The following is a 22,853-nucleotide window of genomic DNA, read 5'->3' on the forward strand; positions in this document are numbered from 1 at the left end:
CTGTCAGGCAGCCTGGGCCGAGGCGCCGGCCACGGGCATGTCGAGCTTGCCGGCCGCTGCCATTTCGTCATACACGGCGCGGATGGCCTCCTCGATCGGCTCCATCGCATGCTCGCCATTGGGCTGAATGCCGGCCTTTTCGAGATCGGCCCAGGGCTCGAAACCGATCTTGCTTGCGAGCAGGACCTCGACCCCTTCCAGCGACTTGATGATGCCGCCGAGCACGGTTTCGCCGTCCCCACAGGACTCGTCGCCCATGCAGTACGCAGTGCACTTGCGGTGACCGAGGAAGCGGTGCTCCTTCGGACCCACTTCGTACACCAGGAACTCATGTGCATGGCCGAAGTGCTCGTTGATCACCCCGCCGCCCTTGGTCGCAATCGCGATGCGGATGTTGCGGGTCGCAGGCGCAGCCTCGTCCGCCACCGGTGCATCCGGACTGAACCTGGGCGCAGCCTTGAGCGCGCGCTTCATTTCAAGCTCGGTGGTGATGGCCTCGTGCACCTTGGCGCGCTCGACCATGGCGGTGGCGTAATCGACTTCCATCTCGTCGATCTTGTCGAGGGTGAACTCGTCACCGCGGTCCTCGCCCAGCAGCCCGACCGCATCGGCACGACACTGCCGACAATGACGCATCATCGACATGTCGCCGGAGCAGTCGTCCTGCAGCGCCTGAAGTTCGAGCGGCGTCGGCTCGGGCTGACCCATGATGCCGTAGTAGGTGCCGTGCTCGGCCTCGGCGATCAGCGGCATCACGTTGTGCAGGAAGGCGCCCTTGGCCTTGACGATCTTCGACACCTCCTTGAGGTGCTGGTCGTTGACCCCCGGAATCATCACCGAGTTGACCTTCACCAGAATGCCGCGACTGGTGAGCATCTCGAGCCCCTTCTGCTGCTGCTCGATCAGGATTTTCGCGCCTTCCACACCACGGATGCGCTTGTTCTCCCAGAAGATCCACGGATAGATCTTGGCGCCGATCTCGGGATCGACACAGTTGATCGTGATCGTGACGTGGTCGATGTTGTGCTTCGCCAGCTCATCCACACAGTCCGGCAGCGACAGGCCATTGGTCGACACACAGAGCTTGATGTCCGGCGCCTGCTCCGAGAGCTGACGGAAGGTCTCGAACGTGCGCTCGGGGTTGGCGAGCGGGTCTCCGGGTCCGGCAATGCCGAGCACCGTCATCTGCGGAATCGCGGCTGCCACGGCGAGCGTCTTCTTGACCGCCTGATCCGGCGTCATCAGTTCGGACACGACGCCCGGACGGGATTCGTTGGAACAGTCGTACTTGCGGTTGCAATAGTTGCACTGAATGTTGCAGGCAGGCGCGACCGCGACGTGCATGCGGGCAAAGTAGTGATGAGCCTCCTCCGAATAACAGGGGTGGTCCTGCACTTTGCTGCGGATATGGTCGGGCAGATGCGACAGCGCATCCGGCTCGGTACCACAACCGCTCTCACTGCATCCGCCTCCGGCACTCGGGGGCGCGGCGTTGCTGATGACCGGGAGTTCCATCGTCAATCCCCTAGTAGATGTCTGACGGGGATTCTTCTGCAAACCGCGTGCCAGTGCGAGGACGGCGCTAGAGCGCTGAATTTACTGAGACTCCGTCACGCCGCAGGCACACATTGTAGGAAGTACAACAGGACGAGCTGTGGGACTCGCGACACCTTCGCCACAAGAAGGCCTGCGCGCGCTCATGCCACCTGCAGCCTCGAGTGCGCAACCGGGGCCGAAGGCGACGCTGCCGGGGCTGCTAATTCTTTCCGCATGGGCAGCGTTCACCTCGCGTTCACTTGGCATATGCAATTTTCACAATCCGGGAGGCCCCCGGTATCCCGGAGCATCTTCCACCTCTCACGACGCATTGCTGAACCGGAGATCAAAGCATGAAACCACTGTCCCGATACCTGGCACTGTCAGGCCTGTGCGCCCTTGCCCTGACGGCGCACGCCCAACAATGGGAGCCCCTCCCCGAACACCCCCCAATCCCTGCGGACAATCCGCAAAGTCAGGCCAAGATCGACTTGGGCAAGACCCTGTTCTTCGATCCACGCCTTAGCGAACACGGCACGCTGTCCTGCAATTCCTGCCACAACGTCATGGCCGGCGGTGACGACAATCGCCCCAACTCGATCGGCATGCACGATGCCCGTGGCGGACGCAGCGCACCGACGGTATGGAATGCTGCCTACCAGTCGGTGCAGTTCTGGGACGGTCGGGCAGGCACGCTGGAAGAACAGGCCAAAGGCCCGATCACCAACCCGATCGAGATGGGCATGAGCGATGCTGCCGTAGCCGTTGGCCGGCTGAACCAGATTCCGGCCTATCTGCCGCTGTTCAAGGCCGCCTTCCCGGCAGCATCAAAGCCGATCACGATGGACAACGTGGCCAAGGCCATCGCCGCCTATGAACGCACCCTGGTGACGCCCGACTCACCCTACGACCGCTACGTGAAGGGCGACAAGACGGCCCTCACCGCGCAGCAGGCCCGCGGCATGAAGACATTCGGCGACCTCGGCTGCACGGCCTGTCACGCCGGCGCGAACTTCAGCGGACCGCCCATGCCGATGGCACAGGGCTTCTTCATGAAGTTTCCGACCTTTGCAGGCAGTGCGTTCGACAAACAGTACGACCTGCTCTCGGACACGGGCCGACACGCATCGACGGGCAAGGACAGCGACAAACACATGTGGCGGGTGCCGACCTTGCGCAACATCGCGCTGACAGCCCCCTACATGCATAACGGCAAGGTTCCGACACTGGAAGAAGCCGTACGGGTGATGGCGAAGACCCAGCTCAACCGGGACATCGACGCCACGCAGCTTGCGGATGTCGTGGCCTTCCTCACCAGTCTGAGCGGGAAATTCCCGGAGCAGACGATGCCCCGGCTGCCACTGACCAGCGGCAACTCCATCGTCCCCCCGATCGACCCCCATCTTAAGACCGCGAAAGCGACGGATTAAGGACAGCACAGCGCGGAGGTGGGCGCGCCCGCCCCCGTCTCATGTCTGCACCGCCGCTCGAGTCTCACGCTCAAGTAAGGTGTGCGACGCCTCCTGCAATCGCAATGCTGGCCGGGATCGAAACGAAGGCAAACGTCCCGACGACCAACAGCAGGCCCGTCGCAACGGCAACAAATTCGCGAAAGAATTCGGTCTCACTGAGCTTCATGTTCAGACACTCCTGATCTGTATGCAAAAAATGGGAGAACCACCCCACTGAACCCAGCGACGAATCTGGCCGAAGGGCATGAATGCATACTGACAGTCCCCCGCTGAACACTTCGTGAAGACAACATTCACGCACCGTTCAGCGAAACGTCACGGCATCGGACCGGGACGGACGACTATGCGCACTCAGATCTGACGCACCTTGATGTTGAGCGTCTGAATGCGATAGGCGATCTGTCGCGGCGTCATGTTCAGCAGTCGGGCGGCCTTGGCCTGTACCCAGCCGGCCTGCTCAAGTGCAGCGATGACCCGCTCGCGCTCATCCAGATCCGGATCATCGAGATCCACCGAACCGCCTCCACGCATTGGCGACACCCGCTCTTCGACACCCGAGATCAGCACCAGATCGCGATCGATGACGCCATCCTCGCTCATGACCGCCGCGCGCTCGATACAGTTTTCGAGCTCGCGCACATTGCCCGGCCACGCATGGTGGAGAAGGATGCGCAGCGCGCTGTCGGTGATCGAAAGCGGACGCCCCTGCATTTTCGCCACCTTGCCGACCAGGAACGAAGCAATCTCGGGAATGTCCTCGACGCGCTCCCGCAGCGGCGGCAGCATGATGGGCATGACGTTCAGGCGGTAGAACAGATCCTCGCGGAACTTGCCCGCTTCGACTTCCAGTTCCAGATCGCGATTGGTTGCAGCAATCACCCGCACATCCACCCGCAATGTGCGCACGCCGCCAACGCGCTCCAGCTCGCCTTCCTGCAGCACGCGTAACAGCTTGGCCTGGAAGGATGCGGAGATTTCGCCGATTTCGTCCAGGAACAGCGTGCCGGCATCGGCCGTCTCGAAACGCCCCTTGCGCTGCGTGAGCGCACCGGTGAATGCCCCCTTCTCGTGGCCGAAGAGCTCGGACTCCAGCAGGTTCTCCGGCAGGGCCGCACAGTTGAGCTTGACGAAGGGCCCCGCTGCGCGCGGGGAGTTGTAATGGATGGCCTGAGCGATCAGCTCCTTGCCGGTGCCGGTCTCGCCGCGCACCAGCACGGTCGTGTTCCACTTCGCCACCTGCCGTACCTGATCGAACACCTTACGCATCACGGCGGTGTGCCCGATGATGCTGTCGAAGCCGAAATGGCTTCGCACGGTGCGCCGCAAACTGTCGCGCTCCTCCGAAATATCCCGGCGTTCCTGGCGCACCTGACGGGAGAGTCTCACCGTCTGACCAATCAGGTTGGCCACCATCTCCGCAAAATGGGCATCGTCGTCGAGGCGTTCCCGAACCGCCAGCGGAGGCTGCAGCGCAAGCACACCGACGGTTTCATGTGCGACCCGGATCGGCACGCCGATAAAGGGTGCGTCGGCGTCGAACACCCCGCGCTGACGCAGGTAATCGGGGCTTTCGGCAAGGCGCTGGAGAACGAGCGGCCTCGAGCGCTGCTGTACGCTGCCGATCACACCCTCGCCCGCACGCCAGCGGATATCCGGATCGATCGTGCTATCCACGCCATGCAGGGCCGAAATCGCCATCGCCTCCCCATCGGGCTCGCTCAAGGTGACCAGGGCCCGATTGAAGCCGCACTCCTCATCCAGTACGCGCAGGAGTTCCGCAAGGGTTTCGCGCAGTTCCAGCGAACGCGACAACACCCGGCTGACCCGATACAAGGCCTCAAGCGACGATTCGAGCCAGGCTGCGCGCGCCTCGTCCAGCGGATCGCTCGCAGTCATCTTTCGCCCTCCTCATCGGCCACGGGGATCTGCCCCAGGGCAGGAATGCTCACCAGAAGCCGGCAGCCGCCTGCATACGACGGATCGATCTCGAGCACACCGCGATGCCGGCTGACGATCTCCTGAGCCAGCGACAATCCAACCCCGCGCCCCGCTGCGCGCCCCTTCTTGGTCGAGAAGAAGGGCTCGAACACTTTCAGGCGCAATTCGTCGGGAATGCCCGGGCCGGTATCGGTCAGCGCCGCACGCACATACTTGCCATGCACCTCGGTGCTCAGGCTCAGGTTGCGTTCGGTCCAGCCGCGCACATTCATGGCTTCCACCGCATTCGTCACCAACTGCCGGAACAGGGTCCTCAGCGCGGTGGGATTGCCCTGGACCGAAGGCAGGACATGCGCTGGCAGCCAGTCGACCGTTACCCCTGCCGACAGGAAGGTCTCTGTCTCGAGCATCAGCACGTCACGCAGAACCTCATTGAGGTTAACCAGTCCGGTGGGGGCCTCGGGCTCGGGCGGCATCGCCGCCTGCAAGGTGGAGATGGCCTCTTCTCCCGCACGCTGCGCGTCCGCAAGGGCCTTGGCGAGCGCATCACCTCCTGCAGCCCCGCCAGCACGGCGACGCTGCAGACTCGCCGCTGCCGAGATCAGATTCACCGGCCCCTGCAACTGAAAGATCGCCCCCGACAATGCCTCACGCAGACTCTGGTTGAATTCGCCCTCGGACAGCATCGCGCGCATCGCTGCAATACGCAGCGCCTCCTGCTGACGCTTGGAGGCACTGATGTCGTGCATCACCAGCAGCATGTAGTCGGAGCAACCGTCGCCGTAGAACGCATCGGGGCTGGTATGACGCTCCTCGAACCACGACACCGAACACGAATACCAGCGCGGCTCTCCCGAATCCGAATCGAAGCACAGTTCGTGGTTGAGCAAGGCACGGCGGTGAGCCAGTGCATGCTTGAAACTCTCACCGAGACTTTGACGCAGTGCATCCATCACCGAATGCGCCGGCTCGGTCACCCGCATGTCGGAGACCACACGGCGGTAAGCGGGGTTGTCGAGGACGACCTTGCCCTCGACGTCGAGCAGCGCAACCGCGACTGGTGCCACCGAGATCACCGACTCGATGAGCTGCTTGTGATTGCTCAGCTGCTGTGCCAGACGGTGCTCTTCGGTCGCGTCCCAGTGCATGCCGAGGTAACGGGTTTCCTCTCCCTTAATCGCGGCGGAGCGCAACGGCGTGACCGTCAGCTCGGCCACATAGGGCGTTCCGTCGCGCCGGCGGTTGAGCAGGCGCCCGGTCCACGACTGGCCGCTTTTCAGGGCCTGCCACATCGTCTGGTAGACCGAGCGCGGTGTCGATTTGTAGGACAACAGCGACTGGCGCTGCCCAACCACCTCGGAGGCGGCGTACCCGGTGATCGCCGAAAAGGCCGGGTTCACATACAGGATGTGCGCATTGACATCGGTGATCGAGATCGCAATCGCAGATTGCTCTACCGCATCGTGGAACACGGCATCGGAGAACACGGCATGCATCGAGTCAGGGGCCGACATTGAAGTCTCTCAAGGGACAGTTTGCTCCTCACTAGCAATCATTGTGCCAAACCTAACAATTCGATGCACTTGTCCGGTGCATGACAGCCGGACACCTGTCCTGCCACGGAATCGACACTTTTCGGGCTGCCCCGGGGACCCAGCGGAACCCGCCACAGACCTTGTCGTGTTTACGACAATCCCTGCGCAACTGACGTACTCGAAACATGCCGGCGCACCTCCTGAAACATCACACCTCCATGAAATCAGTCACTTGCCGACAATCCCACGGTGGCATGTCTCATGCAACACACAGCATGAAAACCGCAATGACGGAGATCGTCGGCAATGAGTGAATGGTTGATGCTGCTACTGGGCACGGCGCTGGTAAACAACGTCGTGCTGGTGAAATTCCTGGGCCTGTGTCCCTTCATGGGGGTCTCGCGCAAGATCGACAGCGCGCTTGGCATGGGAATGGCCACGACCTTCGTGCTCACGCTCGCGAGTGCCGTGACCTGGGTGCTCGAGCATGCCTTGCTCGCACCCTTCGATCTGGCTTATCTGCGCATCCTGGGCTTCATCCTGGTCATCGCCGCAACCGTCCAGTTCGTCGAAATGGCGGTCAAGAAGAACGCGCCCGCCCTGTACAAGGTGCTCGGCATCTATCTTCCGCTCATCACGACCAACTGCGCGGTGCTCGGCGTGGCGCTGCTCAATGTCCAGGAGGGCGCGGGCTTCGTTCGCAGCGTCGTCTACGGGCTGGGCTCAGCCGCAGGCTTCACCATGGTTCTCGTACTGTTCGCCGGACTGCGCGAGCGCCTGGCGCTCGCACGGGTGCCGGCAGCCTTCGCCGGCGCACCAATTGGTTTTGTGACTGCCGGACTGCTGTCGCTCGCGTTCATGGGCTTTTCCGGCCTCACCAACCACTGACCGACACTCTCAAAGGAGCCGACATGTTGATCGCCGTAGTTAGCCTCTCCGTGATGGGCGCTGTTTTCGGCCTCGGGCTGGGGCTTGCCGCACGCTTCTTCCATGTCGAGCGGGACGGCGTCGAAGCCGAAATCGAAGCCATGATGCCCGGCACCAACTGCGGTCAGTGCGGCTTTCCCGGTTGCGCAGGCGCCGCCGAGGCGCTCATTGCGGGAAACGCACCTGCCACCTGCTGCCCGCCCGGTGGCCTGCAACTGGCCGAAGCGCTGGCCGCACGGCTCGGACTCGCACTCGACGCCGGCGCCGTCCAGATTCAGGTGCCACGCATCGCGGAAGTGCGCGAGGAAATCTGCATCGGATGCACGAAATGCTTCAAGTCCTGCCCCACCGATGCGGTGCTGGGCGCCGTCAAGCAGATCCACTCGGTGATTCGCGAGGCCTGCACCGGCTGCGCGAAATGCGAAGAAGTCTGCCCCACCGGGGCCATCGACCTTGCTCCGGTGCCCGTCACACAGCAAACCTGGGTCTGGCCGAAACCGGTCAGCGCCTGAGAGTGATGCCATGAATACCCCTGCCTTATCCACCCCCTCCTTCCTGCGCCGCATGCTGCAGCGCTGGGGCGCCCACCCCGAAGGCCGCAAACATCCGGCCGCGGATACCGAGATCACGGTGCTGCCTCTGCCTCCGCGGCTGATCCTGCCGCTTGCCCAGCATATCGGCGCGCCGGCACGCCCACTGGTGCAGGCAGGGCAGTATGTGCTGCGCGGCGAACTCATTGCCGAAGCGCAGGGGGCGATCTCTGCGCCGATACATGCGCCAACATCCGGCACCGTGATCGGCATCGCCGAGGTACCGGTGCCGCACGCCTCCGGCCTTGCGGGTCCGGCCATCCTGCTTGATACCGACGGTCTTGACGAAGCCCTGCCACCGGATCACACCGACCCGTTCAGCCTCGAACCCGCGGAGATTGCGCGCAGGGTTGCGGCTGCCGGCGTGGTCGGCATGGGCGGTGCCACCTTCCCGGCGGCCGTCAAGCTCGCCCTCGGCCAGAAGAACCCGATTCCCACGCTGATCCTGAACGGTGGCGAGTGCGAACCCTACCTTTCGTGCGACGATCGCCTGATGCGCGAGCGCGCCCCCGAGGTCATCGACGGCGCGCGCATCATCCTGCGGGCCATTGGCGGCGAACGCGCATTGATCGGCGTGGAGAACAACAAGCCTCAGGCGATCGCTGCCCTGCGTGCGGCGGCCGAGGGCGTCGCCGATGTGGAGGTCGTCGAGGTTCCGAGCCGCTATCCGATGGGCTCGGAGAAACAGCTCATTTCCTGGCTGACCGGGCGTGAAGTGCCTGCGGAAGGCCGTTCGGCAGATATCGGCGTCATGGTGCAGAACGTCGGCACCGCCGCCGCCATTCACCGTGCGATCCGCTTCGGCGAGCCGCTCACCCGGCGCATCGTCACCGTCTCCGGCGGCGCCATCCGCACACCGCGCAACCTTGAGGTGCGCATCGGCACGCCGCTCTCCACCCTGGTGGCATTCTGCGGCGGAACGACGGAACCGGTCGCGCGCTGGGTCATGGGCGGGCCGATGATGGGATTATCCATCCACTCGCTCGACATCCCGGTGATCAAGGGAAGCGGCGGACTGCTTGGACTGGTCGAACACGAACTCGCAGCCCTCCCGGAACCCGGCCCCTGCATTCGCTGTGCTTCCTGCGTGGGCGCCTGTCCGATCGGGCTGATGCCGCTGGAGATGGCCGCACTGATCAGGAGCGGCGACCTCAAGGCGTCGGTCGAGATCGGACTCAAGGATTGCATCAGCTGCGGTACCTGCTCCTTTGTCTGCCCTTCCCAGATTCCGCTCGTCCAGTACTTCAACCATGCAAAGGGCGAACTCGCAGCCCAGGGCCGAAACCGCATGAAACAGGATGCCATCAAGGAGCTTGTCGAAGCGCGTGAAAGCCGCATGGAACGCGAAGCGCGCGAAAAGGCCGAGGCTGCGGAGCGACGCAAGGCCGAGCGCGCCCGCGCCAAGGCAGCTGCCGCCGAAGCCGCAGCGGCAAAGGCAAGCGCAGCCGCGAAAACAACCGAGGAGACCACGGCATGAACCCGATTTCCTCACCTCACGCGCACGGAGCCCGCTCCGTTGGCCGTGTCATGCTGCTGGTGATGCTGGCACTGACCCCGGCAACGGTGGCCGGCTTCTGGCACTTTGGCTGGCCGGCGATCACGCTATGGTGTGTCACCATTCTTTCCGCCCTGATCTCCGAGGCCTTCTGTGCGCGTCTGGCGGAGCGGCCCGCAGGCCCCTTGCTCGCCGACGGCTCGGCAATGCTCACCGGCTGGCTGCTCGCCCTGTCCCTCCCCCCCTGGGCACCGTGGTGGATCGCTGCGGCGGGCGCGAGCTTCGCCGTCATCGTTGCCAAGCACGCCTTCGGCGGCCTGGGACAAAACCTCTTCAACCCGGCAATGGCCGCGCGGGTGATGTTGCTGATCTCGTTTCCGGTCGAGATGACGCAATGGGTTGCCCCCCACGCAGCAGGCTTGAGCGCCGGGCTTGACCCGATGACCGCACTGAGCGTGACCTTCGGTGGCAACGTGCCGGACGCCATGACGAGCGCATCACTGCTGGGCCACGTCAAGTCCGAGGCATCGCGCGGCATCGCCCTGTCGCAATCGCTGACCGGACACTGGGATCCGTTCAGCTTCGGCCTCGGCCAACGCGCCGGCAGTCTGGGGGAAACCAGCGCGCTGCTGCTCGCCGCTGGCGGCGTGTTCCTGATGCTGAAACGGGTGATCGGCGTGCAGATTCCGGCCGCCTTCATTCTGGGTGTGGTGCTGCCCGCAGCCTTTGCGCACCTCCTCGCTCCGGATCAGTATCTGCCGCCCCTGGCTCATCTGCTGACCGGTGGCGTCATGCTCGGCGCCTTCTTCATTGCGACCGACTATGTTAGCTCGCCAAGTACCCCGCTCGGACAGTGGATCTTCGGTCTGGGCTGCGGCTTGCTGACCTGGGTCATCCGCACATGGGGTGCTTATCCGGAAGGCGTGGCCTTCGCCGTACTGCTCATGAATTCGGCAGTGCCCCTGATCGATCGCGTAACGCGTCCCCGCATCTTTGGCCGCCGCCGCAACGGTCACTCGATGACCGCCCCGTGAATCAACTTCAAGCGCCGAATCCAGCCATGCGCAAATCGCCATTGTCCTCTCCGCCCATCGAGGCCCTGTGGTACCAGGGCGCCTCGCTTGGCCTCGTCGCCCTGACTGCAAGCGCTGCACTCGCGTTCGCGCATCAGGCCACCGGACCTGCCATCGCCGAAGCCGCGGCGCGCGACACCGCCGCCTCGCTGGCTCAGGTTTTACCGCAGGGGTTTGCCGACAACGACCTGCTCAAGGACACCATCAGCCTGCCGATGGCTGGCACCCCGCCGCTGACCGTCTATCAGGCGCGCCGGGCAGCCGAGGTCCGCGGCGTGGTCTTCGCCGTGACCGCCAAGGGCTATGCCGGGCCGATCCGCATCATGATGGGCGTCGATCGCAGCGGTCGCCTGCTCGGCGTGCGCGTCACCCGCCACACAGAGACGCCCGGACTCGGCGACAAGATCGAGTTCGCCAAGAATCCGTGGATCGACAGCTTCGCCGGCAAGTCGCTTGAGTCCCCGCCGCCAGCACGCTGGGCGGTGAAGAAGGACGGTGGTGATTTCGACCAGTTCGCCGGCGCCACGATCACCCCGCGCGCAGTCGTCAATGCGGTCCGTGGCGGGCTCGAACTGTTTGCGCACAACCGCAGCGCCATGCTGGGCGAGGACGATCACCTGCTGACCCTGAAGAAGGAACCGACATCATGAGTCTGCACTGCAAGGACACAGGATCCGAACCTGAAGCGGCCCCGAGGCTGCCATTCGGCAACATCATCCGCGACGGGGTGTGGCGGCAGAACGTCGTATTCACACAGATGCTCGCGCTCTGCCCCCTGATGGCAGTCACCAGCACGGCCACGAACGGCCTCGGCATGGGGCTCGCCTCCACCGCCGTACTGGTGCTGTCGAACGCCATCGTTGCAGCGATCCGCAACTTCGTCAGTCCCAGCGTACGTATCCCGACCTTCATCGTGCTGATCGCGACCCTGGTGACCCTTGTGGATATGAGCCTGAACGCATGGCTGCACGATCTGCACAAGGTGCTGGGGCTCTTCATTGCCCTGATCGTGGTCAATTGCGCGATCCTTGGCCGTGCCGAGGCCTTCGCCTCCCGCCAGCCGGTGCTCTCCTCCATCGTCGACGGCATCGCCATGGGGCTGGGCTTCACGCTCGCACTGATCGTACTTGGCGCGACACGCGAAGTGCTCGGCAGCGGCACGCTGTTTGCCAGCGCCAGCCTGCTGCTGGGCGAGTCCTTCCGCTTCCTTGAGATCACGGTCATCCCGGACTACAAGGGCTTTCTGATGATGATCCTGCCGCCCGGCGGCTTCCTCGCACTCGGCTTCCTCATGGCATTGCAGCGTCATGTCGAGACACGACGGACACACCAAACCCCCGCACCCGAAGCCTTGCCGGCGGAAGGCGCCTCTCTCTGAGCGAGCATCCGGATGAGAATCGGCATAGCGTATTCCGATGGCGCCCAGCACTGCTGGCTGCGCATCGATGTGGCGGACGAGGCCACGGTAAAGGATGCGATCGAGCATTCGGGCGTGCTGGCCATGTATCCGCAGATCGACCTCACGCAACAGAAGGTCGGCATCTTCGGCAAGCTGGTCAAGCTCGACGCCCCTTTGCAGCCAGGCGACCGGGTCGAGATCTACCGTCCGATCACCTGCGATCCGACCCAGGTCCCGCGGCGGGGCGGCATGGAGGATGAGGACTGAGCATCTACATGCTGGCAGCAGCATCACACCTGGGACATACTGTCGTCATTGAATGACCCGGGGCGACCATGCTCGTTGCCATTGTCGACGACACTCCGCTGAACCTGACCCTGATGGAGAAGCTTGTCGGCCGCGTGGGCGGCTGCCAGGCGGAGTGTTTTGCCGAACCGCTCGCCGCGCTCGACTGGTGCGAGCGCAATGAGCCCGACCTGATCATCGTCGACTACATGATGCCGGGCATCGACGGTATCGAGTTCATACGGCGTATCCGGGCCTTGCGTGACCATGATGACCTGCCGATCCTGATGGTCACGGCCAATAATGAACGCCGCACCCGCTACGATGCGCTTGAGTTCGGCGCCAACGACTTCCTCAACAAGCCGATCGACCCGCACGAGTTCGAACCCCGGGTACGCAACATGCTCAAGTTGCGCGAGGCCCACCTGGCGACACGCGACCGCGCGGTGCGACTTGCCGAAGCGGTGCGCCAGGCGACGGCGGAGATTCACGCCCGTGAACGCGAAACCATTACCCGCCTGGCTCGTGCAGCGGAGTTCCGTGACCCTGAAACCGGTGCCCATATTCAGCGCATGGCGCACTATTCAGCACTCGTCGCCCGACGCCTGGACATGGGCGAACAGTATGCGGATGAAATGCTGCAGGCTGCCCCCATGCACGATGTCGGCAAGCTCGGGATACCGGACTACATCCTGCTGAAAGCGGGCCGCCTCAGCGCGGAAGAAATGACGGTGATGAAGCGCCACCCGGCCATCGGCTACGACATTCTCAAGGACTCGTCTTCGTCGGTCGTGCGGATGGGGGCGGTCATTGCGCTAAGCCATCACGAGAAATTCGATGGCACTGGCTACCCGGGCAAGCTGCGGGCCTCGGCGATCCCGCTCGAGGGTCGCATCGTTGCCGTTGCCGACGTTTTCGACGCGCTGACTTCGGAGCGCCCCTACAAGCGCGCCTGGACGCTGGACAAGGCCATCGCCTTCCTGCGTGAAGGCCGCGGCAAGCACTTCGACCCAACCTGCGTCGACGCCTTTCTGCGCGGCTGGAAGGATGTGCTCGAAATCCGGAAGCGCTTTCAGGACGAATGGTAGGCGGCTCACCGAGGCAGGCGCCGCCCACCCGCCAGGCTAGCCCGGCTTGCGCTCGATCAGTTCGACCTTGTAGCCATCCGGATCTTCGACGAAGGCGATGACCGTACTGCCGTGTTTCATGGGACCCGCTTCGCGCACCACCTTGCCGCCACGGGCACGGATATCGTCACAGGCCTTTCCGGCGTCCGGCACTTCCAGCGCAATGTGCCCGTAGGCAGTGCCAAGATCGTACTTGTCCACGTCCCAGTTGTGGGTGAGTTCAAGCACCGTGCCCTCGTCCTCGTCCTGATAGCCGACAAACGCCAGCGTGAACTTTCCATCAGGGTAGTCATTGCGGCGCAACAGCCGCATGCCGAGCACTTCGGTATAAAAGGCAATCGATCGATCCAGATCGCCTACGCGCAACATGGTGTGGAGCATTCTCATGGTTCAGTCCTCTTGTATGACGGGGGTAAGATCCCGCGCATCGATCAATGGCAGTCGGCCACCCTGCACGCGCAGACACCGACGCGCATCCTGCCAGCCCGGATATAGCCGTTCCACCACCGACCAGAAACGCGGTGAATGATTCATTTCCAGCAGATGCGCAACTTCATGCGCAACAACGTAGTCGATCAGCGCGGGCTCGAGGTGGATCAGCCGCCAGTGCAGGCGAATACCGCTCCTTGAACTGCAGCTGCCCCAGCGCGTGCGCGCTGACGACAGTCTGACCTCGGGCAGCGGAAGCCCCAGGCGATGGCAATACTCTTCGACCCGACCGCGAAACCAGTCGATTGCACGTGTGCGCAGGGCGCGCACGAACTGCGCCGTCGTCGCGGAAGCGGGCAGCCAGAGTTCGTCCGCGCCATCAGCCGCAAGCCGCCACTGCACTCGCCGCCCCGACTGCAGGATGCACAGCCGTGCGGCCCTTCCCAGCAGGGGAAACTCGGCGCGATCGGCCATGACGAAACGCTGGACGTCGGCTTGCGCCTGTTGCGCACTGAGGCGTGCGAGCAGCCAGCGGCCATGCATGCGGACGAAATCTTCCGCTGCCGCCACCGAGGTACCGTGGGGCACCGCAACCCGGGCGCCGCGGTGGTCGACCTGCAGCGCAAAGGATCGCCGGCGCGAGTGTCGCATCACGAGAGCCACGGTGCGGCCCTCGACCTCCATCACATGCGCCGCTTCCACCGTCGCAGGCGCACGCGGGACACTCAGGCCTTGTCTGCCCACTCAAAGCCTCGCTCGAGCACACCTGCCTTGAGTCTGGCCATGGCTTCATCAACGCGTGCGGCAGTGCCTTTCATTCCGAGCTCGAGCGAGCGCCGCTCGCCCTCTCCGGCAATCGTCGGCAGGCTGAACAGGGTCGTATCGGGAAAGCTTTCCGTCAGCTCGCGCATGAGCCCGATCAGTTGCCCCTCATATGCGTCCCACACGGTCACCGCACGCTCGACATAGTCCTCTGCATGATGCAGATCGGCATAGCAATGATCGAGCACCCACTCCACCATCGGCCAGGCCATGATCGGGAAGCCGGGCACGAAATGATGCCTGCTCACCGAGAAACCCGGAATGCGGTTGTAGGGATTGGGAATGATCTCGCTGCCAACCGGAATCACGCCCATCTGCAATCGCTCGGGCGTCACCTCGCCACCAAAGCGGGCCCGAATCTCGGCCTCGGCCTGAGGGTGAAGCGCGACGCTGGTACCGAGGGCAGCGGCAGCACACTCGCGGGTATGGTCGTCCGGGGTCGCGCCAATGCCACCGAAGCTGAATACGACATCGCCGGTAGCAAAGGTCTGGCGCAGGGTATCCGTCAGTTGTGCGGGCTCGTCGCCGGCGTATCGGGCCCACGAGAGCTTGAGCCCACGCGCACCCAGCAGTTCGATGAGACGGGAAAGATGCTTGTCGCTACGGCGACCGGAGAGGATCTCGTCGCCGATGATGAGCGCGCCGAATTTCATTTGTTGATCCGGTTCGGTTTAGGGACGGGGGCAGAAGCGGGAGCAGAAGCGGGAGCAGGAGCAGGGTCGAGTATCGTCACACCGTTACGCAGGCGCTCACGGCGCAGGGACTCGAGCATGAAGTGCACGAAAGACAGGCCGGAAAACGCTGGCGCAATCAGGTTGACCAAGGGCACGTAGGCCAGCAGCGCGGTACCGCCCCCCAAAACCATCATCGGCATGCGCTGATCCTTGCGCAGACGGACAAGCTCGTCGCGGTCGGCATGAAACATGAGCGCGTCGTACCCGAAGGCGCGCTGGTTGAGCCAGCCGGTAAGCAACACCGGCACGATCAGGCCGACACCTGGAATCAGCCAGAACGGCAGGGACAGCAAAATCGCGCCCAGAAACAGCAGGGTCGCAACCAGGGCATTCCATCCGCTCCCCACGTTGGAGCCGCCCCTGCGCTGCTCGAGATCGGCATAGTCGCGCTTGGCCACGCGCTCCAGCATGAGCGGCAAGGCCACCACTGCAACAAGCACCGCGGCAGTGACATAGATCAGCGGCACAAAGGCGAGCGCGACGGCGATCTTGACCAGCACGAGCAGGATGCCCGCCGCCAGCTCGGACGACGCCAGCCAGCCGCTCAACCAGTTCAGGCTCCCGATCCAGTTCATCACGCCGTCGATGATGAAGGCCCAGGAGAAAATCGCAACCACCGTCCACAGGACCGACGCCAGCACGCCCGGCCAGATCAGGTGCCAGAAGATGCCGGTCCGCGTCAGGCTGCGCAGCGAGCGTCCGAGCGCAAGAAAGATATCGCCCATTGTGCTGCCTTCTAGCGGGGCATCCCCGGCATGCCGGGAAGCATGCCTTTCATGCCGCGCATCATCTTTGTCATTCCGCCTTTGGAGAATTGCTTCATCACCTTTTGCGTCTGCTCGAACTGGTTCAGCAGGCGGTTGACCTCCTGCACGGTCACCCCGGCACCGGCAGCGATCCTGCGCTTGCGGCTGGCCTTGAGCAGTTCGGGCTTGGCGCGTTCCAGCGGCGTCATGGAATTGATGATGCCCTCGATGCGGCCAATGGCCTTTTCCTCGGTTCCGCCCTGCAACTTGCCGGCAGCCTGTGCAAACTGTGCAGGCAGCTTGTCGAGCATCGACGACAGCCCGCCCATCTTGCGCATCTGTCCGATCTGCTCCTTGAAGTCGCTGAGATCGAAGCCCTTGCCGGTTTTCAGCTTCTGCGCGAAGGCGCGGGCCTTGTCCTCGTCGACCCCCTTGCGCGCCTCTTCGACCAGACCGAGGATGTCGCCCATGCCCAGGATGCGGCTTGCCATACGATCGGGATGGAAGGGCTCGAGACCGGAAAGCTTCTCGCCCACACCGGCGAACTTGAGCGGCTTGCCGGTGACATGGCGCACCGACAGCGCCGCGCCGCCACGAGAGTCACCGTCGAGCTTGGTCAGCACCACACCGGTCAGGGGCAAGGCCTCGTTGAAGGCACGCGCGGTATTGACCGCGTCCTGACCAAGCATCGCATCGACCACGAACAGGGTTTCGATCGGGTTTACCGCCGCGTGCAAGGCCTTGATCTCGGCCATCATGGCTTCGTCGATCGCAAGACGACCGGCGGTATCGACCAGCAGCACTTCGTTGTGATGCTTGCGCGCGTAATCCAGCGCAGCCAGCGCAATATCGACCGGCTTCTGCTCTGCTGTGGACGGGAAGAAATCCACCCCGGCCTGGGCCGCGACGGTTTTCAGCTGCTCAATTGCCGCCGGGCGATAGACGTCGGCCGACACCACCAGCACTTTCTTGCCGTGCGTCTCCTTGAGATGCTTGGCGAGCTTGCCGGTGGTGGTGGTCTTACCGGCGCCCTGGAGACCGGCCATCAGTACGACAGCCGGGGGCTGGGTAGCGAGATTCAGCCCCTGGTGCGCGCCGCCCATCAGGATCTTGAGTTCGTCATGCACCACGCCAACGAGCGCCTGCCCCGGGGTCAGCGAGGCGATCACCTCCTGCCCGACGGCCTTTTCCTTGACGCGATTGACGAAATCCTTGACCACCGGCAGGGCGACGTCGGCTTCGAGCAGCGCCATGCGCACCTCGCGCATCGCTTCCTGAATGTTGTCCTCGGTCAGGCGGGCCTGACCACGCAAGGTCTTGACGACTTTGGACAGGCGCTGAGTAAGATTATCTAGCATGTTCTGGAGACCTTCGGCCGGGGTGACTTGGAGTAAACTGCGGGTCTGTATGCAGCCAATTCTACTTCATCTCCTCCCTGCGACGCTCTATGCCGGCCTCGGTGCCTGGTTCTGGCGTACCTGCGTGCTGGCGGCGCCCTCCGCCCAGAAACGACAATGCATGTCGGGACGCGAGCGTCTCATCCTCCTTCTGGCCCTTCTTGCCCACGGCGCGGCGCTCCACGCGGCGCTGTTCCCGGGTACCGAGATGCGCTTCGGTTTCGGCGTCGCGCTGTCGCTGATGGTATGGCTCGCGATCTGCTTCTACTGGGTCGAAACCCTGTACACACGGCTCGACGGCCTCCATGCAGCGGTTCTTCCTGCCGGTGTGCTGGCCTGCCTGCTGCCGCTGGCCTTTCCGGGCGAGCATGTACTGACCAACGCCACCTCACCTGCGTTTCGTGCCCACTTCATCATTGCGATGCTCGCCTACAGCCTGTTCACGCTGGCGGCACTGCACGCGATGCTGATGGCCATCGCCGAGCGGCAACTGCACAGCGCGCGCTTCTCGCGCATGCTCTCGGGGCTGCCGCCGCTGCTGACCATGGAGGCACTCCTCTTCCGCCTGATCGGCATTGCCTTCGTGCTGCTGACCCTGACGCTGCTATCGGGCATCGTGTTCTCGGAGACGCTGTTCGGGAAGGCATTCCGCCTCGACCACAAGACCGTTTTCGCCATCGTTTCCTGGCTGTTGTTCGGCACGCTGCTGTTCGGTCGCCGTGCCTGGGGCTGGCGCGGCAAGCAGGCCCTCAGGTGGACGCTTGCCGGTTTCGTGGCGCTGATGCTCGCCTATGTCGGCAGCCGCTTCGTCATCGAGGTGCTGCTCCATCGGCCTGCCTGAGGCTGATGGGCTGTCAACCGGCATGCATGCCGGTTGACACCAACTCCCCGGGCCTTCGATACTCAAGGCCCGCATTCTGTAGCCCACTCCGTGTTAGATATCGGCCTTACGGCGCAATTCAGCGCCCTGGTTTTCCTCCTTCTGGTGTCCGGTCTGTTTTCCATGTCGGAAACCGTGATGATGGCGGCAAACCGATACCGGCTGCGCTCACTGGCTTCGCAGGAGCATCGCGGCGCCATCCTCGCCGTGAATCTGCTGAATCAGACGGACCGCCTTCTCGGCGTGATCCTGCTGTTCAACAACCTGGTCAATACCGCCGCGGCGACCCTGGTCAGCGTCATTACCATGGAGCTTTTCGGTGACGACCGCTGGGCGCTGGGTGCCGCCACCCTGTTCGTCACCTTCCTGATCCTGGTGTTTTCCGAGATCACGCCGAAAGTCATTGGTGCGCACCATGCCGACCGCCTCGCCCTGATCGTCAGCTACCCGCTGAGCGGCCTGTTGCGCGTGTTTTACTCGGTCATCTGGTTCATCAACCTGTTCTCGAGCGGTCTTCTTCATCTGATGCGCCTGCAACCACGACACGACAATGGTGCTGCAGCGCTGTCGGTCGAGGAGCTGCGGTCGATGGTGCTCGAATCAGGCCAGTACATTCCGCAGACTCACCGCAGCATTCTGGTCAATCTGTTCGACCTGGAGAGCATTACCGTCGAAGACGTGATGACGCCGCGGGGCGCGATTGACGGCATCGATCTGTCCATGCCAATCCACGAGTTGCGTGAACGCATCGCGACCAGCTATCACACGCGCCTTCCGGTCTATGACGGCGACAGCGAACAGGTGATCGGTGTCCTCCATCTGCGCCGCCTTCTGGGCGAGGTACTGGCGACGGAGCTCAACGTGGAGCTGATCCGTGAGCTTATGACCAAGCCCTACTTCGTCCCGGCTGACACGCAACTCTACTCGCAGATCCAGTTTTTCCAGGAGAACCGGCAACGACTGGCCCTTGTAGTAGACGAATATGGCGAAATGCTGGGCCTCATTACGCTAGAAGACATCATCGAAGAGCTCATCGGCAAGTTCACCACCAGCACGCCGGAATCCGGCCGCCACCTGAAGTGGGGTGAGGATGGCAGCATTACCGTCGATGGCAGCACGAACCTGAGGGAGATCAACCGCGCACTGGGTCTGGACCTGCCGATTGACGGCCCCAAGACCCTCAACGGCCTGCTCCTCGAGTACCTGCAGGACATTCCTGAAACCGGTCTGTCCGTTCGCATTGCCGGCACACCGATTGAAGTCATTCAAACCCAGGACCGGCGCGTTCGCACCGCCCGCCTGTTTCGCATGCCGTAAGCTGGACCGGGCCGGAACGCCCGGCGATCAGTGTGCGGCTCGGCGCGGGGCTTTACAAGCCGTTACAGGGCGTGCAACATCGAATGTCACTTAATTACGATTACCGGCGCAGACATCGCCGGTGCTTCGAGAGCGGGAAATGGCAGCAAACCCACAGACCGCACTGAGCGGACTTGCCCGGGCACTTATTCAGAATGGTCGCCTCACCGAAGCCGACGCGCTGAGCTGTTCACCCACTGCAAACGGCTCGTCCAACGCCTTCCTGCTTGAGATCTGCCAACGCGGACTGATGAATCCGCGCGAAATTGCAAAATTCGCAGCCGACACGTTTGGCTACCCCCTGCTGGACATCAATGCGGTCGAGCGCGGCTCGCTGCCCCGCGATGCCATCGATCGCAAGCTGATGAACCGCCACCAGGTCGTCGCGCTCGGGAAACGCCAGAACCGGATTACGCTTGCCGTCGCCGACCCGTCCAACATGCGGGTACTGGACGAAATCCGCTTTCAGACCGGGCTGCAGCTTGACCTGATCATTGTCGAGGTCGACAAACTCGGCAAGCTCGCCGAAGCCCTTAGCGAGACTGCACAACAAACGCTGCAGGATTTGACCGGCGAAGATTTCGACATGGACCTCCTGCAACAGGACGGTCCTACCGATCAACCCGCAGACGACAGCTCGGAAGTCGATGACGCCCCCGTCGTCAAGTTCATCCAGAAGATCCTGATCGACGCGATCAATGAAGGTGCGTCCGACATTCATTTCGAACCCTACGAGAAGTACTACCGCATTCGCGTTCGTACCGACGGCGTGCTACGTGAAATCGCACAACCACCCCTGGTGCTGAAGGAAAAGATCGCCGCGCGGATCAAGGTCATTTCGCGCCTCGACATTTCGGAGAAGCGCGTACCGCAGGATGGCCGAATGAAGCTGGTGCTGTCCAAGACCAAGGCCATTGATTTCCGCGTATCGTCTCTGCCGACCCTGCATGGCGAAAAAATCGTGATGCGTATTCTCGACCCGAGTTCGGCAATGCTCGGTGTCGATGCGCTCGGCTACGAACCCGAGCAGAGGAAAGCGCTCCTCGACGCCGTTGAACGCCCCTACGGCATGATTTTGGTCACCGGGCCGACCGGTTCGGGCAAGACGGTCTCGCTCTACACCTGTCTCAATCTGCTCAACAAGGCGGGCGTCAATATCTCCACCGCCGAGGATCCGGCGGAAATCAACCTGCCGGGCATCAATCAGGTCAACGTGAATGAAAAAGCGGGCCTGACGTTTGCTGCGTCGCTACGCGCCTTTCTGCGCCAGGATCCGGACGTCATCATGGTCGGCGAGATTCGCGACCTCGAAACTGCCGAAATTTCGGTCAAGGCCGCGCAGACGGGTCACCTCGTCCTGTCCACGCTGCATACCAATGATGCCCCCTCGACGCTCGAGCGCCTGAAGAACATGGGTGTGGCGCCATTCAACATCGCCTCGTCTGTGATCATGATCACCGCACAGCGCCTTGCACGCCGGCTGTGCACCTGCAAGAAGCCAATGGACATTCCGATCGAAGCCCTGCTCCAGGCGGGCTTTCACGAAGATGATCTGGACGGCAGCTGGCAACCCTACGGCCCGGTCGGCTGCGAGCGTTGCAAGGGCAGCGGCTACAAGGGGCGGGTAGGCATCTACCAAGTCATGCCGGTCTCTGAGGAAATTGCGCATATCATCATGACCAACGGCAACTCGATGGATATCGCAGCCCAGGCTGAGCGTGAGGGCGTGAAGGATCTGCGCAAATCCGGTTTGCTCAAGGTTCGCCAGGGCGTGACCTCGCTAGAGGAAGTGCTGGCAAGCACCAACGAATAAGACAAATACACAGGAAGATCCACTCATGGCGACTGCATCCCGAACTGCCAAACGCCGCGTGAGCGTCGGGCCGAAGGAAGAGTTGTACAACTGGGAAGGCAAGGACAAGACCGGAAAGATCATCCGCGGCGAGATGCGCGCCACGGGCGACGCCATCGTTCAGGCAACCCTGCGCCGCCAGGGGGTGCTGGTCACCAAGGTCAAGAAGCAGAAGATGTCCCGTGGCCACAAGATCACGGAAAAGGATATCGCCCTGTTTACCCGCCAGCTGGCCACAATGATGAAGTCTGGCGTGCCGCTGCTGCAGGCGTTCGAGATTGGTATCAAGGGCTCGGGCAACCCCAGTCTGGCGCGAATGCTGAACGAGGTCCGCACGGACGTCGAAACGGGCTCTAGCCTGTCGCAGGCTTTTAGCAGACATCCGGTTCACTTCGACAAGCTTTTTTGCAACCTGGTAGCGGCTGGCGAACAGGCAGGCATCCTGGACAACCTGCTCGACCGCATCGCGACCTACAAGGAAAAAATTCTTGCCATCAAGAGCAAGATCAAGTCTGCACTTTTCTATCCGCTCGCAGTCATCGTTGTTGCAGCGCTCGTCGTTGCAGTGATCATGCTGTTCGTAGTCCCGGAGTTCAAGAACGTATTTGCGAGTTTTGGAGCAGAGCTACCCGGCCCGACCCTGATCGTCATCGCAATGTCCGACTTCTTTGTCGACTTCTGGTACCTGGTATTCGGCATCATTGCCGGCACCATCATGAGCATCGCATTCCTGTACAGGCGTTCTTCGGCAATGCAGATCGCTGTGGACAGGTTGGTGCTCAAACTCCCAGTGGTGGGAGACATCATCCTGAAAGCCACTGTGGCGCGCTGGTCGAGAACCCTGTCGACCATGTTTGCTGCCGGTGTGCCTCTGGTCGAAGCACTGGAGTCCGTAGGCGGCGCAGCCGGAAACTATGTCTATCTGACCGCAACCAAGGCGATCCAGAACGAAGTGAGTACCGGAACGAGTCTCACCGTGGCGATGCAGAACAGCAACGTGTTTCCAACCATGGTGGTACAGATGGTGTCGATCGGCGAAGAGTCGGGCCAGCTCGACAGCATGTTGTCGAAAGTCGCGGACTTTTTCGAGCAGGAAGTGGACGACGCTGTTGCAGGCCTGTCCACCCTGCTGGAACCTATCATCATGGTCTTCCTCGGCGTCGTGATCGGCGGCCTGGTGGTTGCCATGTACCTGCCGATCTTCAAACTCGGCGCCGTTGTCTGACCTTTCCAGGCCCGGCGACAGCCGGGTCCTGACCT

22 protein-coding genes are annotated in these 22,853 nt (G+C 62.8%); 13 read left to right on the forward strand and 9 right to left on the reverse strand.

Translation table 11 applies throughout. The annotated features are described in order from the left end of the window. Positions 1–3: 3 nt before the first annotated feature. Positions 4–1,515 carry a nitrogenase cofactor biosynthesis protein NifB gene (gene nifB / locus CEW83_RS10540; RefSeq protein ID WP_108949300.1) on the reverse strand — a complete coding sequence of 504 codons (1,512 nt, stop codon included), beginning with the start codon at positions 1,513–1,515 and terminating at the stop codon, positions 4–6. Positions 1,516–1,889: 374 nt separating this feature from the next. Between nifB and CEW83_RS10545 the strand changes: the two genes are divergently transcribed. Then, complete coding sequence (locus tag CEW83_RS10545; protein ID WP_108949301.1) at positions 1,890–2,966, forward strand: cytochrome-c peroxidase; 1,077 nt, start codon at positions 1,890–1,892, stop codon at positions 2,964–2,966. Between the two features lie 70 nt (positions 2,967–3,036). On the opposite strand, the gene CEW83_RS21045 is transcribed toward CEW83_RS10545, so the two are convergent. The 3 genes from CEW83_RS21045 to nifL all read right to left on the reverse strand — a co-directional run bounded on the left by CEW83_RS21045 (position 3,037) and on the right by nifL (position 6,460). Next, positions 3,037–3,174 carry a hypothetical protein gene (locus CEW83_RS21045; protein ID WP_159099441.1) on the reverse strand — a complete coding sequence of 46 codons (138 nt, stop codon included), beginning with the start codon at positions 3,172–3,174 and terminating at the stop codon, positions 3,037–3,039. A 185-nt stretch (positions 3,175–3,359) separates the two neighbouring features. After that, positions 3,360–4,904 (reverse strand): nif-specific transcriptional activator NifA, encoded by a 1,545-nt coding sequence (gene nifA, locus CEW83_RS10550; protein ID WP_108949302.1) that lies wholly within the window; start codon positions 4,902–4,904, stop codon positions 3,360–3,362. Further along, positions 4,901–6,460, reverse strand: a complete 1,560-nt coding sequence (nifL, locus tag CEW83_RS10555) for a nitrogen fixation negative regulator NifL (RefSeq protein WP_108949303.1) — start codon at positions 6,458–6,460, stop codon at positions 4,901–4,903. The genes nifA and nifL overlap by 4 nt, the downstream gene beginning before the upstream one ends. Positions 6,461–6,787: 327 nt before the next feature. On the opposite strand from nifL, the gene rsxA reads away from it, so the two are divergent. The 8 genes from rsxA to CEW83_RS10595 all read left to right on the forward strand — a co-directional run bounded on the left by rsxA (position 6,788) and on the right by CEW83_RS10595 (position 13,338). Next, positions 6,788–7,369, forward strand: a complete 582-nt coding sequence (gene rsxA / locus CEW83_RS10560; protein WP_108949304.1) for an electron transport complex subunit RsxA — start codon at positions 6,788–6,790, stop codon at positions 7,367–7,369. 23 nt (positions 7,370–7,392) lie between these two features. Continuing rightward, positions 7,393–7,920: an RnfABCDGE type electron transport complex subunit B gene (locus tag CEW83_RS10565; protein ID WP_108949305.1), complete on the forward strand. Its 528-nt coding sequence runs from the start codon at positions 7,393–7,395 to the stop codon at positions 7,918–7,920. Positions 7,921–7,930: 10 nt separating this feature from the next. Then, positions 7,931–9,475: an electron transport complex subunit RsxC gene (gene rsxC, locus CEW83_RS10570; protein ID WP_108949306.1), complete on the forward strand. Its 1,545-nt coding sequence runs from the start codon at positions 7,931–7,933 to the stop codon at positions 9,473–9,475. Continuing rightward, entirely contained in the window at positions 9,472–10,527 is a 1,056-nt protein-coding gene (locus CEW83_RS10575; protein ID WP_108949307.1) for an RnfABCDGE type electron transport complex subunit D, read from the forward strand. The genes rsxC and CEW83_RS10575 overlap by 4 nt, the downstream gene beginning before the upstream one ends. 26 nt (positions 10,528–10,553) lie before the next feature. Then, positions 10,554–11,216, forward strand: a complete 663-nt coding sequence (gene rsxG, locus CEW83_RS10580; protein WP_108949308.1) for an electron transport complex subunit RsxG — start codon at positions 10,554–10,556, stop codon at positions 11,214–11,216. Then, positions 11,213–11,944 carry an electron transport complex subunit E gene (locus CEW83_RS10585; protein ID WP_108949309.1) on the forward strand — a complete coding sequence of 244 codons (732 nt, stop codon included), beginning with the start codon at positions 11,213–11,215 and terminating at the stop codon, positions 11,942–11,944. The genes rsxG and CEW83_RS10585 overlap by 4 nt, the downstream gene beginning before the upstream one ends. Positions 11,945–11,956: 12 nt before the next feature. Then, entirely contained in the window at positions 11,957–12,232 is a 276-nt protein-coding gene (locus CEW83_RS10590) for an RnfH family protein (RefSeq protein WP_108949310.1), read from the forward strand. Positions 12,233–12,300: 68 nt separating this feature from the next. Beyond that, on the forward strand, positions 12,301–13,338 hold the full coding sequence (locus CEW83_RS10595) for an HD domain-containing phosphohydrolase (protein ID WP_108949311.1): 1,038 nt from the start codon (positions 12,301–12,303) through the stop codon (positions 13,336–13,338). Between the two features lie 36 nt (positions 13,339–13,374). Here CEW83_RS10595 and gloA read toward each other — a convergent pair whose 3' ends face one another. From gloA to ffh, 5 genes are read right to left on the reverse strand one after another with little or no spacing between them, the layout of a single operon-like run. Next, positions 13,375–13,764, reverse strand: coding sequence for a lactoylglutathione lyase (gene gloA / locus CEW83_RS10600; RefSeq protein WP_108949312.1), 390 nt, complete (start codon positions 13,762–13,764; stop codon positions 13,375–13,377). A gap of 3 nt (positions 13,765–13,767) precedes the next feature. Then, on the reverse strand, positions 13,768–14,550 hold the full coding sequence (locus CEW83_RS10605) for a SprT family zinc-dependent metalloprotease (protein WP_332871087.1): 783 nt from the start codon (positions 14,548–14,550) through the stop codon (positions 13,768–13,770). Further along, positions 14,532–15,281: a competence/damage-inducible protein A gene (locus CEW83_RS10610; RefSeq protein WP_108949313.1), complete on the reverse strand. Its 750-nt coding sequence runs from the start codon at positions 15,279–15,281 to the stop codon at positions 14,532–14,534. The genes CEW83_RS10605 and CEW83_RS10610 overlap by 19 nt, the downstream gene beginning before the upstream one ends. Beyond that, positions 15,278–16,087, reverse strand: a complete 810-nt coding sequence (locus tag CEW83_RS10615; RefSeq protein WP_108949314.1) for an EI24 domain-containing protein — start codon at positions 16,085–16,087, stop codon at positions 15,278–15,280. The genes CEW83_RS10610 and CEW83_RS10615 overlap by 4 nt, the downstream gene beginning before the upstream one ends. A gap of 11 nt (positions 16,088–16,098) precedes the next feature. Continuing rightward, on the reverse strand, positions 16,099–17,466 hold the full coding sequence (gene ffh / locus CEW83_RS10620; RefSeq protein ID WP_108949315.1) for a signal recognition particle protein: 1,368 nt from the start codon (positions 17,464–17,466) through the stop codon (positions 16,099–16,101). Positions 17,467–17,515: 49 nt separating this feature from the next. Here ffh and CEW83_RS10625 point away from each other — a divergent pair, with 49 nt between their 5' ends. The 4 genes from CEW83_RS10625 to CEW83_RS10640 all read left to right on the forward strand — a co-directional run bounded on the left by CEW83_RS10625 (position 17,516) and on the right by CEW83_RS10640 (position 22,818). Beyond that, positions 17,516–18,346, forward strand: coding sequence for a cytochrome C assembly family protein (locus CEW83_RS10625; RefSeq protein WP_108949316.1), 831 nt, complete (start codon positions 17,516–17,518; stop codon positions 18,344–18,346). A gap of 162 nt (positions 18,347–18,508) precedes the next feature. Then, positions 18,509–19,702, forward strand: coding sequence for an HlyC/CorC family transporter (locus tag CEW83_RS10630; protein WP_234418772.1), 1,194 nt, complete (start codon positions 18,509–18,511; stop codon positions 19,700–19,702). 139 nt (positions 19,703–19,841) lie between these two features. Next, positions 19,842–21,554, forward strand: a complete 1,713-nt coding sequence (pilB, locus tag CEW83_RS10635) for a type IV-A pilus assembly ATPase PilB (RefSeq protein ID WP_108949318.1) — start codon at positions 19,842–19,844, stop codon at positions 21,552–21,554. A 25-nt stretch (positions 21,555–21,579) separates the two neighbouring features. Further along, positions 21,580–22,818 (forward strand): type II secretion system F family protein, encoded by a 1,239-nt coding sequence (locus tag CEW83_RS10640; protein ID WP_108949319.1) that lies wholly within the window; start codon positions 21,580–21,582, stop codon positions 22,816–22,818. Positions 22,819–22,853: the final 35 nt, after the last annotated feature.

It is taken from the genome of Parazoarcus communis, assembly GCF_003111645.1.
Classification (GTDB): Bacteria; Pseudomonadota; Gammaproteobacteria; order Burkholderiales; family Rhodocyclaceae; genus Parazoarcus; species Parazoarcus communis_A.